General features: G+C 69.5%; 9 protein-coding genes. 6 read left to right on the plus strand and 3 right to left on the minus strand.

Annotation, left to right across the window (positions count from 1 at the left end; translation table 11 throughout):
- Positions 1–182: 182 nt before the first annotated feature.
- Positions 183–1,094, minus strand: a complete 912-nt coding sequence (locus tag IBL26_RS14935) for a protein-methionine-sulfoxide reductase heme-binding subunit MsrQ (RefSeq protein WP_241749406.1) — start codon at positions 1,092–1,094, stop codon at positions 183–185.
- 149 nt (positions 1,095–1,243) lie between these two features.
- Between IBL26_RS14935 and copM the strand changes: the two genes are divergently transcribed.
- Both copM and IBL26_RS14945 read left to right on the plus strand, forming a co-directional pair.
- Positions 1,244–1,633 carry a CopM family metallochaperone gene (copM, locus tag IBL26_RS14940; protein WP_187785297.1) on the plus strand — a complete coding sequence of 130 codons (390 nt, stop codon included), beginning with the start codon at positions 1,244–1,246 and terminating at the stop codon, positions 1,631–1,633.
- Between the two features lie 429 nt (positions 1,634–2,062).
- A complete protein-coding gene (locus IBL26_RS14945; protein WP_187785345.1) occupies positions 2,063–2,902 on the plus strand; it encodes an RNA methyltransferase in 840 nt (279 codons plus the stop codon).
- A gap of 117 nt (positions 2,903–3,019) precedes the next feature.
- On the opposite strand, the gene IBL26_RS14950 is transcribed toward IBL26_RS14945, so the two are convergent.
- Positions 3,020–3,598: an AAA family ATPase gene (locus IBL26_RS14950; RefSeq protein WP_241749407.1), complete on the minus strand. Its 579-nt coding sequence runs from the start codon at positions 3,596–3,598 to the stop codon at positions 3,020–3,022.
- A 492-nt stretch (positions 3,599–4,090) separates the two neighbouring features.
- Here IBL26_RS14950 and IBL26_RS14955 point away from each other — a divergent pair, with 492 nt between their 5' ends.
- Together IBL26_RS14955 and glk are read left to right on the plus strand one after the other, a co-directional pair.
- A complete protein-coding gene (locus IBL26_RS14955) occupies positions 4,091–5,680 on the plus strand; it encodes an ABC transporter substrate-binding protein (RefSeq protein WP_187785298.1) in 1,590 nt (529 codons plus the stop codon).
- Between the two features lie 506 nt (positions 5,681–6,186).
- The gene (gene glk / locus IBL26_RS14960; protein ID WP_187785299.1) at positions 6,187–7,134 is read left to right on the plus strand and encodes a glucokinase; all 948 of its coding nucleotides are present in this window, start codon (positions 6,187–6,189) and stop codon (positions 7,132–7,134) included.
- 244 nt (positions 7,135–7,378) lie between these two features.
- Here glk and IBL26_RS14965 read toward each other — a convergent pair whose 3' ends face one another.
- Entirely contained in the window at positions 7,379–8,077 is a 699-nt protein-coding gene (locus IBL26_RS14965) for an MgtC/SapB family protein (RefSeq protein ID WP_187785300.1), read from the minus strand.
- A 527-nt stretch (positions 8,078–8,604) separates the two neighbouring features.
- On the opposite strand from IBL26_RS14965, the gene IBL26_RS14970 reads away from it, so the two are divergent.
- A complete protein-coding gene (locus IBL26_RS14970) occupies positions 8,605–9,540 on the plus strand; it encodes a GGDEF domain-containing response regulator (protein WP_187785301.1) in 936 nt (311 codons plus the stop codon).
- A 478-nt stretch (positions 9,541–10,018) separates the two neighbouring features.
- Positions 10,019–12,169: a PBP1A family penicillin-binding protein gene (locus IBL26_RS14975; protein WP_187785302.1), complete on the plus strand. Its 2,151-nt coding sequence runs from the start codon at positions 10,019–10,021 to the stop codon at positions 12,167–12,169.
- Positions 12,170–12,541 lie beyond the last annotated feature (372 nt).

A 12,541-nucleotide genomic window follows, 5' to 3' on the forward strand; every position in this document is an offset into this window, starting at 1 on the left:
CCTTTGGAAACCACGGTTATGTCCGGTTCGTGGATAAGAGCGACGGACTTTTGGGTGATCGTGCTGGTGGATCAGCCGGAGTTCGATCTCTTCCACCTCGCGGGTGCAGGGGATCGAATCCCCTGCCAGGGGAGCTTGAGGGGGCGGCGCCCCCTCAACCCTCGCCAACCGAGAGAGTCTCCTCAGGCCGAGCGTGTCGCCGACGCCCTGCGCCCCCGTACCGGCTGCCGGCCCTGCTGCCACTTCCCGTACAGCGCCGGCAGCAGCATGGCGGCGGAGACGATGCCCACCCACAGCGCCGGCCGCAGCCCGAATTCAGTGTCCAGGTTGGCTTCCAGCACCGGCCAGAAGGGCACGCCGGTGCCCAGCCCGTACCAAGCGGCTTCCAGCAGTGCGGTGCCGATGGCGGCGATGGGTACCAGCAGGGCCAGCCGCCACAGGGCTGGCGCGCCGCCCTTGGGCGCCAGCAGGCGGTAGCCCATCAGCCACAGGAACAGCCCGGCAGTCAGCATCGCCTCGGTCACGTCCAGCTTGGTTTGCAGCACGAAATGCACCAGCGCCAGCACGCCGATGGCGTAGACGGCGCGATGCAGCGCCTGCCAGCGCCGGCCGCCCAGCCGCTTCACCCAGCCATCGGTGGAGGTGATGCCCAGCGCCACCAGCCCCACCAGCGCCACGAAGCCGATGGTCAGGTAGAAGCGCAGGACGATCTCGGACACCACCTTGCCCAGGTCGAAGCCCTGGTCGGCGATGTACAGCGCCAGGTGGGCCAGGATGTAGGCCATGGCCGCCACGCCCACCATGCGCCGCACCAGCATGACGCGCGGCTGGCGCACCAATTGCCGCAGCGGCGTCACCAGCAGCGACACCAGCAGGATGCGTACGCCCCACAGGCCGGTCTGGTGGATAGCCTCGTTCAGCGGGCGCGGGCCCAGCATTCCGTTGGCGGCCTGCCAGGCCAGCCACAGTGCCGGCAGCATCAGCGCCACCAGCACCGCCAGCTTGAAGGCAGAAAACGCGCCCTGGCGGTCCCGCCAGGGAACCCCGATGCCGCTTCTGGGCCCGGGGGGCGAGGGGATGGCGCGCGCGGTCATGCAGGCAGGGTCCTTCGAAAGGCTTCGCAGCATGTGGGACGCCGCACCCGCCGCGCCAGGGCTACCTGATTCACGGTGCCCCCTTGCCTTACCATAAGGGGAAGGCTCCATCTGCTGTTCCGGCCACCCAACCTGCCGGAGACTGACGCATGAAGCACCGTACAGCCCTCGCCGCCGCCCTGGCCGTCTCGCTGGGCCTCGGTAGCGGGGCAGCCCTCGCCCAGCATGCTGGCCACGGCAGCGCCCCCGCCGCATCCGCCCCAGCCCAGCCACAGGCCCAGGCTTCAGGTGCTGCTACGCAGGCGTATCGGGACGCCATGGCACGGATGCACCGGAATATGGACATCCCCTACACCGGCAATGCCGACCGGGATTTCGCCGCCGGCATGATCCCGCACCACCAGGGCGCGATCGACATGGCGCGCATCGAGCTGCAGCACGGCACCGACCCGGAAATGCGCAAGCTGGCCGAAGCCGTCATCGCCGCCCAGGAACAGGAGATCGCCCAGCTGCGCGCCTATCTGGCCCGCCCGCGCTGAGGGGACCGCACGAGCTTCAAGGGAATTTCGGGCGACGGCGAGGCAGCGCCTCGCCGTCGCCCGGACCCGAGACCCAAGCCATCGGGAAAGCCCGTTCCAGGCCGCGCTAGTTGAACCAACCTCTGCAATCTGACCCATCATCGCGCCGGCCCGCCGATGTCTGGCCCGCCGTTGCCGAATCGCCGGTGCAGGGGATCGCATCCCTTGCCAGTGGCGCCCGAAGGGGCAGAGCCCTCTCGGTCCACACTCCAAGCCAGCGCTCCCTACAACGCCCCCGTCGACAGGCGCCCGCCGCACCGGCAGCGTTGACCCTCCCGACCCCAGGTCACGCGGCCCTGCCCTTCCATCGCCGCCCCTTCCCCCCGCCTCCGGTGGCGGCTATCCGGGCGGCCTGATGTTTCCACCGAGATGACCGAGGACCGACCCAGCATGACCGGCCGCGATGGCGGCGCCGATCTGGCGCCCCTGCCGGGCGAAAGCCCCATCATCGTCCTGGTGCGCCCGCAGCTAGCCGAGAATGTCGGCACCGCCGCGCGCGCCATGGCCAATGGCGGGTTGTTCCACCTGCGCCTCGTCGCCCCGCGGGATGGCTGGCCGCAGGAGCGGGCGTGGTACGCCTCCTCCGGCGCCGATCGCATCCTGGATGCGGCGACGGTGCACCCCACGGTCGCGGACGCCGTGGCCGATTGCCACCGCGTGCTCGCCACCTGCCCCCGCCCGCGCCACGTGGTCATTCCCGTCCACACCGCCCGCGGCGCCGCGGACGAGCTGGTGAAGATCTGCCGGGGGGACGGCCACCGCGCCGCCATCCTGTTCGGGCCGGAGCGCGCGGGGCTGGAGGCGGAGGATCTCTCCCACGCCGATACGCTGGTGCGCTACCCGCTGAACCCGGCCCATATGTCGCTCAACCTGGCCCAGGCGGTGATGATCCTGGCCTATGAGTGGTGGAACGCCGCCGAGGACAACACGCCCCCCCGCCGGCTGATGACCAACGAGACCGGCGTCGCCACCAAGGGCGAGCTGGACAACTTCCTGGAGCGCCTGGTGCGGGAGCTGGACGCCAGCGGCTTCCTGGACAACCACCCGAAGCGCTCCGGCATGGTGCGCAACCTGCGCCACTGGTTCAACCGGGGCGAGGTGACGACGCAGGAGCTGCGCACACTGCACGGCGTGGTCAGCGAGCTCTCCAAGGGCCGCATGCTGCGCGGCCGTCCGGCGGAGGAAGACCCGCCACCGCCCTGGCTGGAAGCCATCCTGAACGAGCGCTGAAGCCGCGCTGGCCAACGGATGATCAGCCGGCGTTGACCGGCCGCTGACTGGTCCGCAGATCGCGGCCCGGCAGCTGGCTCGGCCACTGAACCCGGCGGCAGATCGCCGCTGGGCCGGCTACCGCATCTTCGACGGCGCCGTCTGCCGCGCCACGCCCAGGGCGAACGCCTCGTCGCCGGCGATAGCCCGGATATGCGCCTCGCAGCGCGCGGCCAGCTCCGCCGGGGCCAGGCCGGCCGTATCCAGCGACAGATGCTCATCGTCGCGCGGCTCATACTCATGCCGCAGCACGGCCTCCCAATCCGGCAGGACGTGGCCCGGGATATCCGCCACCCGGCCCTCCACCCGCCGCCGGTGCTCGGCCGCATCGGAACAGACGAGTTGGATATCGACCAGCCGCGCTGATTCCTGCCCGGCGACCAGCCGCCACGCCTGCCGGCTCTCCCGCACCGGATTGACCCCATCGGCCACCACCGGGAGGCCCAGCCGCAGGTTGCCCGCCGCTACCGCACGGGCCACCGCATAGCCCGCCGGGCCAATCCGCTCCGCCCCCGCCGCCCGCATCGCCTGCTCGATCGTGTCGATCCGCAGATAGACGGCGCCAAGCCGGGCCGCGAGCAGGCGCGACAGCGTCGTCTTTCCCGTGCCGGGCAATCCACCGAATACCAGCAGCAAGGGGGAGGGAGGCTGGCTCATCGGGTCATCCTGAATCTTGGTGGGGTAGCGAAGGCCGGGGAAAGAATTCCCCGGACCCCATCTTTTCTTTTTTCGAGTTTTTCTGGCGGGGCTGTTGAGGTTGGGTATGAGAGACAGCTGGGTGCGCCGGAGGTCTAGAGCATTTCCGTTCGCACAGGCTCACTTCGAATGCTCTAGCTTGTTGTTTTGAAGAGCATCTTCACGCCATCGGGTGATTCCACCTGATGGTGATCTGCTCTAGGATCTCCGGCGACTGACCGTCCAGCCTGCATCGCCCATTTATAAAATCATCAAGCAGCGTCAGCTCTCAGTCCCGAAGCGCTTCGCCAAACTCACAAAAATGAAGATGGGGCCCGGGGAATTCCTTCCCCGGCCTTGCTTTCCCCCAACCAGCGGCGGCAACGGTGAGGCCGAGGTCCCTTCCCCCTTCCGGCCATCCCGTCCTAGTCTCCCCTCAAAGCCCCGTCACAAGGGGTCTGGGAGGATCACATCATGCATCGTCGCACCCTGTTGCAGGGGGGCGCCGCGTTGGGCGGCATCGCCCTCGCCCGTCCGTCGCTGGCCCAGCCGGCCCGTTCCGCCGCGTTGCGCTTCGTGCCGCAGGCCAACCTGACGGCGCTGGACCCGATCTGGACCTCCGCCATCGTCACGCAGATGCATGGCTACCACGTCTATGACACGCTCTACGGCGTGGACGCGCAGCAGAAGCCGCATCCCCAGATGGCCGAGGGCCACACCGTCTCGGACGACAAGCGCACCTGGCGCATCACGCTGCGCCCCGGCCTGCGCTTCCATGATGGGGAGCCGGTGCGGGCCAAGGATGCCGCCGCCAGCCTGGAGCGCTGGTCCAAGCGCGACCCCTTCGGCCAGATCCTGGCCAAGGTGGTGGAGAGCTGGGGCGCGCCGGATGACCGCACCATCGAGATCAAGCTGACGCGTCCCTTCCCGCTGCTGCTGGATGCCATCGCCAAGCCGGACGCCAATGTCGCCTTCATCATGCCGGAGCGGCTGGCGCGCACCGATGCCAACACGCAGGTGTCGGAGGTCGTCGGATCCGGACCGTACCGCTTCATGAAGGATGAGTTCGTCGCCGGCAGCCGCAGCGTCTATGCCAAGTTCGATGGCTACACGCCGCGGGATGGCGTGGCGGACTGGACCAGCGGCGGCAAGGTCGCGCATTTCAACCGCATCGAGTGGAACATCCTGCCGGACCCGGCCACCGCCGTCGCCGCACTCTCCAACGGCGAGGTCGACTGGGTGGACCAGCCGCTGTCCGACCTCATCCCGCTGCTGTCGCGCAACCGCAACGTGAAGGTGGATACGCTGGCGACAGCCGGCTTCCTCAGCATCATGCGGCTGAACCACCTGCAGGCGCCCTTCAACAACCCGAAGGTCCGCCGCGCCGTGGCGCTGGCCATCAACCAATCCGACTACATGGGCGCGACTTTGGGGGAGGACCGCTCCGTCTGGCGCGAATGCCACAGCCTGTTCCCCTGCGGCACGCCCTACGGCACCGAGGACCTCTCCCCCCTCAACGCCCCGCCGCGCGGCCTGGACCGCGCCAAGGCCGCTCTGGCGGAGTCTGGCTACAATGGAGAGAAGGTGGTGATCATCAACCCCACCGACTTCCCGCTGATCGGCCCGCACGGCCAGCTGACCGCCGACCTGCTGACCCGGCTGGGCATGAACGTGGACCTGATGGACAGCGACTGGGGCACCGTCGTCCAGCGCCGCGCCTCCCGCGAGGGCACCGATAAGGGCGGCTGGAGCATCTTCCACACCTATGGCTCCGCCATGGCCTATATCAACCCGGCCGTCTCCTCCCTGGTGAAGGGCCCGGGCGCCAATGGCTGGTTCGGCTGGTACACCAGCCATGAGCAGGAGGAGATGATCCAGACCTGGCTGGACGCGCCGGACGAGGCCGCGCAGAAGCGCATCGCCGATGCGGTCAACAAGAAGGCGCAGGACGACGTGGCGACCATCCCGCTCGGCCAGTTCTTCATCCGCACCGCGTATCGCAGCAACCTGACCGGCTTCGTGAAGGGCAGCATGCCGTATCCGTGGGGCGTGCGGCTGGCCTAGGAGCACGCCTTCAGCGGGCTGGAGAAGGGAAGGTCAGGGGAATGAATTCCCCTGAAACCCCATCTTTTTTCTACGCGTTTGGCCTTGGGCTTGGGGACTGGCGGGCGCCAGCATTGATGACTATCACGAGCAAGCGCCAGCCCGCAGTCATTGTAGGTCATGAATCTCCGGCGTCACCCGACCAAGGCTTGAGACTGACGCTCCCGCAGCCAAGCCCGGAAAACTCGCAAACAAAAGATGGGGTCCGGGGAATTCCTTCCCCGGCCTTTTCCCTAAGGGTCCGGCGTGGCGCTGCGGCACCCGAGACGGCCCATCCTCACGCCCCCCAGGCAAAGGCCCACTTCCACCGCCCAACTCGAAAAAGCAAAAGAAGGGGGCCTGGGGGGGGAATCCCTTCCCCCAGCCTTCCTCCCCCAGCGCCGCCCCGCGGATGTTGACACCCCTTGCCACCCCATGGCGTTCCAGTACCGCGATGCGCCTATAAGGGCGGAGGGACAGGAGGAAGCATGAGCCTACGTCTGATCGGCGACATCGGGGGCACCCATGCCCGCTTCGCGCTATGCGAGCCTGGCAGCCCGCCGCAGGACCCCCAGAAGCTGGTGGTGGCGGAGCATGCCGGCGTGGCTGAGGCAGCGCAGGCCTACCTGGCCAGCCGCCCGGTGGCGGAGGCGGTGTTCGCCGTGGCCTGCCCGGTGGTGGGCGACGAGGTGGCCTTCACCAACAGCCCCTGGCACTTCAATATCCCCACGGTGCGGGACCAGCTGGGCCTGCGGCACCTGTCGGTGATCAACGACTTCGCCGCGCAGGCCCAGGCCATCCCCAACCTGGAAACCGCCGATCTGCGTCCGCTGAAGCCGGGCACGGCCCGGCCCGGCGCACCCATCGTCGTGCTGGGGCCAGGTACCGGGCTGGGCGTGGCCTTCCTGGTGCGCAACGGCCGTGGCATGCGCGTGCTGCCCAGCGAGGGCGGCCATGCTTCCTTCTCCCCGCAGGATGACCTGCAGGCGGAGATCCTGCGGCTGCTGCGGCGGGAATACGGCCATGTCTCGGCCGAGCGGCTGCTCTCTGGCCCCGGCCTGCTGCACATCGCCAATGCGCTGGCGGAGATCCGCGGCGACGCACTGCGCCTGGGGGAGCCGAAGCAGGTCTCGGAACGCGCCGCCGCCGGGCAATGCACGATCAGCCAGGAGGCGCTGAAGCTCTTCGCCGCCATCCTCGGCGCTACGGCGGGCAACCTGGCGCTGACGGTGCTGGCGGAAGGCGGGGTGTACGTGGCGGGCGGGCTGTGCCGGAACCTTGGGCCGCTGCTGGATGTCGCGGCACTGACCCATAGCTTCCAGGCGAAGGGCCGCTTCGCCGCCTATCTGTCCGGCGTGCCTATCTTCCAGGTGATGCGGCCGCATACCGGCCTGCTGGGCGCGGCGCATTTCCAGCACGATGTGGCGGAGGTCTGACGGGGGAGGAAGGCCGGGGAAGGAATTCCCCAGGCCCTTCTTTTTTCCTGCGCGTTGAGGTTGGGCTGGCGGATCGGCGGGTGCGGCTTGGTAAGGGCGGCGTAAGCCGGTGCCGAAGGCCAGAGACTTCCGACCTGCCCGCCAGGCCGGCACCCTTTCGGCAGCACACCCATAACCCCGAAAAGAAGAGAAGGATCAAACCTGGAGGTTTGATAGGGAATTCCTTCCCCGGCCTTCTCCTGGCCTAAAGAGGCGTCGCCGCCGAAATCCAGCGCGTGGAGAAGATCCGCGGCGAGAGGCTGAGTTCACCCACCAGCTGCTCCACCAGCGAGTCCTCCTGCCGGGCGCTGTAGACCACCGCCTCCACCTGCACTTCGCCCTTGCCGGCGATGGCGTGGCTCTCCAGGCCGTGCAGGCGCAGTTTCCGTACGTTCATCGCCTGTAGCAGCTTGGTGCGGACCACAGCCTCGTCCTGCGCATCGCAGCGTAGCTCGATGGTGTAGAAGCGCTCCGTCTGTTCCCGCTCGGGCGCCGTGGCGTCGATCAGGCGGCCCAGCCGGGGCAGGACCAGATTGGCCACCATGATCAGCACGGTGGTCTCGGCCGCTTCCAGCAGCAGGCCATAGCCGGCCAGCGCGCCGATGGCCCCGGTGGCCCAGACGGACGCCGCGGCACTGAGCCCGCGGACATTGAAGCCGTCCCGCATGATCAGCCCGGCCCCCAGGAAGCCGATGCCGGTGATGACCTGGCCGCCCAGCCGCGTGGCGTCCGACACCGGCGAGACCAGGCCTGCGATCGAGGTGAAAGCCGCCGCGCCGACCGCGACCAGCGTATGGGTGGCGAGCCCGGTGTAGCGCTGATGCCACTGCCGCTCCGCCCCCACGATGGCACCCAGCAGGAAGGCCACCAGCAGGCCGGGCGCGATGGAAAGCGCGCCCTGCATCACGGTGCCCCTGCGCCAAATCGGCGGGAAACATGCGGCATGGGAACACGCATCGCGTCGTGGCCTCCGGCTGATCGATGCGCCGGGCGGGCGCCCGACGGCCTGGCCCCAGGCAACCACGCTGGCAGCCGCCCCGCAACTCAGGTGCTGGCCGCATCGTACGGCTTGGGCTTGGGCAAACGGACGACCGTTACAAGACGCCAGAAGCATCATCCGGCGCCATGCCGAACTGTCTGGCCACAGCCTCGCCAGCTTGTATTGGCATAACGCCAACTCAACTGTTAGTTGTCAGCTGGACATTAACGATCTGTGAGGCCGCTCTACCGGGGCAATCAGCACAGCCCCTGGAGCCCAGACATGGAGGGCCGCCGCCCCGTGCTGATGGAGTTGGAGCCGCAGTTGCCCCGCGCCCGCCCGCTGGCGGCGCTTCTCGCCCGGCCGGGGCTCGCCATGCCGCCCCGCCCCGCTCCTCCACGCCCTACTGGCCTGCTACCCCCGCCCCATCACCCAACGGCGTCGTCCCCGGCATGACGAAGACCGGCCCGCCGACCGTGCTGATCGCCAGCGCCGACCCTACCCAGCGCGCAGCGCTGGCCGGGCTGCTCCCGGAAGGCTTCCACGCCCGGATGGCAGCCGATGCCGAGAGCACCCTGGCTGCCCTGGCCGAGTCCGACTTCACCCTGGTCCTGCTCGCCACCGCGCTGCCCTCTCTTCATGGGCAACTCCTGCTGCAACAACTGAAGGCGCATCCACGCGCTGCGGACACGCCGGTCATCCTCGTCGTCGCGGCGGGGGAGGAAGCGGCGGAAGAGGCCGGGCTGTGTCTCGGAGCGCTGGATTCCCTACCCTGGCCGCTCCGCCCCCCGGTGGCACGCGCCCGGCTGCGGGCGCACCTGCAGGCGGCGTTGCTGACGCGCCAACTGGCCTCCCTCACCACACGGGATGCACTGACCGGCCTCGGCAACCGCCGGCATTTCGAGGACGCGTTGGACCGCGCCTGCCGCCTCGCCGCCCGCACGGGCGAGACGATGGGCGTCGCCCTGGTCGATATCGACCACTTCAACGCCTACGCGGCCCATCACGGCACCAGCACCGGCGAGGCCGCGCTCCGCCAGATCGCCGCCCTGCTGCAAGGCATCGCCCGCCGGCCACAGGACGTCACCTCCCACCACGGCAGCGGCGCCTTCGCCCTGCTGATGCAGCAGACCGGCCACTTCGCCCGCCGGCTGGACCAGGTTCGGCACGATATCGCCGCCCTGGCCCTGCCCCACGCCCCCACCGCCCCGGCCCCCACCCTGACCGTCAGCGCCGGCGGCGTGGTGGCCCGCATCCCGCGCGACGCCTTCGCCTCCGCCGCGCCGCTGCTGCTTGGGCACGCGGCGAACCTGCTGCAACGGGCGCGCGATGCCGGGCGTAACAAGGTAGTCACGGAGGCTCTGTTGGTTCGTCCTGACACGGGCTGAATGAGCGAAGGAAGGCCGCGGAAAGAATTCCCCGGCCCCTTTTTTCTGCGGGTTTGGCGCAGTGCCTCGGGACTGAGAGCGGACGCTCTTCGAGAATTTCAACATGGCCAAGAGGCTGAACCGTTAGGCACGGGAGGTCCCTGGACCTCTGCCGCACTCGCCAGCTCTCAGCCCACACTCCCGACGGCTCGCCCGGCAAAACTTGGAAAAGAATGAAGGGTCAAACCCATAAGTTTGATGGGGAATCCTTCCCCGGCCTTCTCCGGCCCTGCATCCGACGCTCTTGGACACACGTCTGCTTGAGCCGCCCTCCCCGCATGGAGCGTGCCACACCGTCCGGCTGGCCAGGAGGGCCGCCTGCCTGTACCCAAGCCGCCTCGTTGCGCGCGGCAGCGCGTGCATCAATGACAGGCCAGGGCCGGGCTGCCGTCTGTGTTGGCGGCGTCCTGGCCGTGACGGACGAAGGCAGGCGGCAGGCATGGCGAAACAGGACGGCAGCACCCCCCCTCGCAGGTTTCGCCTGCTGACCATTCCGCGCGTCCTGGCGGTGCTGGGCGGCGGCTTCGCGGCGGTGGTGCTGTTCCTGGGCTGGTGCCTGTTGCAGGTCCCGGTCGGCGGGGGGCTCGAACCGACGGCGACCCCGGCCACGCTGATCCTGGAGAACCGCGACGGCACCGGCTTCGCCACGCGCGGCGTGCTGCGCGGCCAGCCGGTCACGGCCGACGCCCTGCCGCATCCGCTGTCCGAGGCCATCATCGCCATCGAGGACCGCCGCTTCTACAGCCACCCCGGCGTCGATGCCCGCGGCATCGTCCGCGCCCTGGCGCGCGCCGTCACCCGCGGCCAGGTGCGGGAAGGCGCCAGCACCATCACCCAGCAGCTGGCCCGGCTGACCTTCCTGTCTCAGGAGAAAACCCTGACCCGCAAGGTGCAGGAGGCGATGCTGGCCATCTGGATGGAGCGCAGCCTCTCCAAGGAAGAGATCCTCGCCCGCTACATGAACGCGGCCTATTTCGGTGCCGGCGCCGTGGGTGCTGATGCAGCGGCGCGGCGCTACTTCGGCAAGCCTGCGGGCGAGCTGACGCTGCCGGAGGCCGCGATGATCGCCGGCCTGCTGCGCGCGCCCTCCGCCCTCTCCCCCATCCGCAACCTGGAGGGGGCGCAGGCCCGCGCCAACGTGGTGCTCTCCGTGATGCAGGAGACGGGCGCGGCGACGCCGGAACAGGTGGCCGCCGCCCGCGCCGCCCCCGTGGCGCTGCAGGCGCCGCCGGAGCCGATGGTCGGCCGCGGCTATTTCTCCGACTGGGCAGATGCCGAAGCCAGGCGCCTGGTCGGCCCGCTGCCGCTCGACCTTTCCGTCCGCACCACACTGGACCCCAGCCTGCAGGACCTGGCGGAACGCGTCGTCGCCAACGTCATCGGAAAGGAAGGGGAGCGCCACCACGCCACCCAGGCCGCACTGCTGGCCCTGGCGCCGGATGGCGCGGTGCTGGCCGCCGTCGGCGGGGTCGATTACGCCAGCAGTCAGTTCAACCGCGTCACCCAGGCGCGGCGCCAACCCGGCTCGCTGTTCAAGCTGTTCGTCTACGCGGCGGCGATGGATGCTGGCTGGCGCCCGGACCAGACGATCCAGGACGCGCCGCTGACCATCGGCAACTGGTCCCCCGGCAATGCCAATGGCCGCTTCGCCGGCACGGTGACGCTGCGGGAGGCCTTCGCACGCTCCATCAACACCGCTGCCGTGCGGGTGCAGGAAGCCGTGGGGCGGGACAAGGTGGCGGCCATGGCCAGGCGGCTCGGCGTGACCGCCGACCTGCCATTGAACCCTAGCATGGCCTTGGGCACGACGGAGACGACGCTGGCCGAGATGGTCGGCGCCTTCGGCAGCGTCGGCTACGGCCACCAGGTGCGGCCGTACCTGGTGCAGGAAGTCCGGGCGCGGGACCGCGCGCTGTACACGCGGCCGGAACGCGCGCCGGCGGCCAGCGTCTCCCCCGCCGTGCAGCAGGCGATGCTGGACCTGATGCAGGCAGCGGTGCGCGACGGCACCGCCCGCGCCGCGCGGCTGGACCGCCCGGTAGCCGGCAAGACGGGTACGACGCAGGACAGCCGCGACGCCTGGTTCATCGGCATGACCGCCGATGCCGTCGTCGGCGTCTGGGTCGGCAATGACGACAACAGCCCGATGAACAATGTCGGCGGCGGCGGCCTGCCCGCACGCATCTGGCAGGCCTTCATGCAGGAAGCCGATCGCGTGCGCACCGCAGCCGCCCCCAGCGGCGCCCCCAACGCCGCGCCCGCCCCGGCCGCCAGCCAGACCCTGCGCGGCGTGCCGCGCGTGGTGGATACCGCGACCCTGCTGGTGGATGGCCGCGAGGTGCGTCTGGCCGGCATCGTCGGCGTCGGCGGGGAATTCGTCGGGCCGATGGCGGAATGGATCGGCAACCGGGAAGCCGTCTGCGAAGCCAACGACGCCGCCACCTGGCGCTGCAAGGTGGGCGGGCGGGACCTGTCCGAACTGGTGCTGACCAATGGCGGCGGCCGCGCCACCACCGACGCGGCGCCCGACCTGCGGCAGGCGGAAAGCTCCGCCCGCACGGAACGGCTGGGCATCTGGGCGGGGGGCTGAGGCGGGGCCTTCGGCTTATGGCGGAGAGGAAGGCTGGGGGAAGGAATTCCCCCAGGCTCCCATCTTCTTTCTGCGCGTTTCTGGTTGTCCCGGTGCCGATGCATGGGGCGAAATAAACGGGCGAGTTCTCGACCATGGCGGGGGCCGGAAACGCCGGTTTTCAGGCGCTTTCGGGCCGATAGCCACGGGCTTGGCCCAGGATACAACCGTGAGGCAGGCCAGATGCCTTCGGCATAGCCGCTGACTTCGCAGCGGACCCAGCCCCACACAGCGCACGCGGCAAAATGGAAAAGAAGGAAGGGGCCCGGGGAACTCCTTCCCCGGGCCCCTTCCTGCTTGGCCCGGCACGATGGAAACAGGGATCGAACAGGC

It is taken from the genome of Teichococcus aerophilus (genome assembly GCF_014490485.1).
Lineage (GTDB): Bacteria > Pseudomonadota > Alphaproteobacteria > Acetobacterales > Acetobacteraceae > Pseudoroseomonas > Pseudoroseomonas aerophila.

Bases quoted from the DNA above. Each gene is read 5' to 3' on its own strand.
- IBL26_RS14935 (WP_241749406.1), bottom strand. From the start codon at position 1,094: ATGACCGCGCGCGCCATCCCCTCGCCCCCCGGGCCCAGAAGCGGCATC.
- copM (WP_187785297.1), top strand. From the start codon at position 1,244: ATGAAGCACCGTACAGCCCTCGCCGCCGCCCTGGCCGTCTCGCTGGGC.
- IBL26_RS14945 (WP_187785345.1), top strand. From the start codon at position 2,063: ATGACCGGCCGCGATGGCGGCGCCGATCTGGCGCCCCTGCCGGGCGAA.
- IBL26_RS14950 (WP_241749407.1), bottom strand. From the start codon at position 3,598: ATGAGCCAGCCTCCCTCCCCCTTGCTGCTGGTATTCGGTGGATTGCCC.
- IBL26_RS14955 (WP_187785298.1), top strand. From the start codon at position 4,091: ATGCATCGTCGCACCCTGTTGCAGGGGGGCGCCGCGTTGGGCGGCATC.
- glk (WP_187785299.1), top strand. From the start codon at position 6,187: ATGAGCCTACGTCTGATCGGCGACATCGGGGGCACCCATGCCCGCTTC.
- IBL26_RS14965 (WP_187785300.1), bottom strand. From the start codon at position 8,077: ATGCAGGGCGCGCTTTCCATCGCGCCCGGCCTGCTGGTGGCCTTCCTG.
- IBL26_RS14970 (WP_187785301.1), top strand. From the start codon at position 8,605: ATGACGAAGACCGGCCCGCCGACCGTGCTGATCGCCAGCGCCGACCCT.
- IBL26_RS14975 (WP_187785302.1), top strand. From the start codon at position 10,019: ATGGCGAAACAGGACGGCAGCACCCCCCCTCGCAGGTTTCGCCTGCTG.